Below are 993 nucleotides of genomic sequence, written 5' to 3'. Positions count from 1 at the left end.
AGCCGCCCCGGCCGCTGGCCATTGTCACGCCGGAGGACCTGGCGCTGCGCCATCCGCCCCGCGCCGACTGCAACCGCTATGACAGCCTGCGAGGTCTCCATGCAGCGGCATGAGATGATGACGGCCATGACCGAGTTGGGGCTGAAGGGCATGGCTGGCGCCTTCGACGAGGCGGTCACCACCGGTCTCCAGCGCAAGCGCACGACCATGGAGGTCCTGACCGACCTGCTGCGTGCCGAGGCGACGCACCGCCATGCAGCGTCGGTCCGTTACCGGATGTCGGCCGCCAGGTTGCCCGCGGTGAAGGACCTCGACGCCTTCGTCTTCGATGACACCCCCATCAACGAGGGACTGGTGCGCTCGCTATACAGCGGCTCGTTTCTTCCGGGCCGGCGCAACGTCGTGCTTGTCGGTGGGACGGGCACAGGCAAGACGCACCTCGCCACCGCCATCACCACCAATGTGGTACGGGCCGGCGCCCGGGGGCGCTACTTCAACACGGTGGACCTGGTGAACCGGCTTGAGGAGGAAACGCGTCTTGGCAAGGCCGGCACGCTGGCAGCCCAGCTCTCCCGGCTCGATCTGGTGGTGCTCGACGAGCTTGGCTACCTGCCGTTCGCCCGCTCGGGCGGCCAACTGCTCTTCCACCTCGTCAGCAAGCTCTACGAGCAGACCTCGGTCATCGTCACGACGAACCTCGCCTTTGGCGAGTGGCCGACCGTCTTTGGCGACCCCAAGATGACCACCGCGCTGCTCGACCGCATTACCCACCATTGCGACATCGTCGAAACGGGCAATGACAGCTGGCGCTTCAAGCACCGCAGTTGACGCCCAGGACCACCGGCAGAGAACGCTTCGCGCTGGTTGCGCCTCCGGTCGGGCTACGCCCGCCCTACGCCGCAACCAGCGCGAACAAAGCGCCCGTCATACCCGTCACGCTGCTCGACGAAGGGGGTCCCTTTTGCACGCCGATAGGGGGTCCTTTTTGGACGC

At 66.7% G+C, this 993-nt stretch carries 1 protein-coding gene; it reads left to right on the top strand.

What is annotated here, in order from left to right; translation table 11 throughout:
* The first annotated feature begins 99 nt into the window (after positions 1-99).
* Positions 100-828 (top strand): IS21-like element helper ATPase IstB, encoded by a 729-nt coding sequence (istB, locus tag AX702_RS06315; RefSeq protein ID WP_017977237.1) that lies wholly within the window; start codon positions 100-102, stop codon positions 826-828.
* Positions 829-993: the final 165 nt, after the last annotated feature.

Origin of the sequence: Sphingomonas sp. CCH5-D11, assembly GCF_001557395.1 — a bacterium.
Taxonomy (GTDB): Bacteria; Pseudomonadota; Alphaproteobacteria; order Sphingomonadales; family Sphingomonadaceae; genus Sphingomonas.
This window is presented reverse-complemented; position numbering and strand designations above follow the sequence as displayed.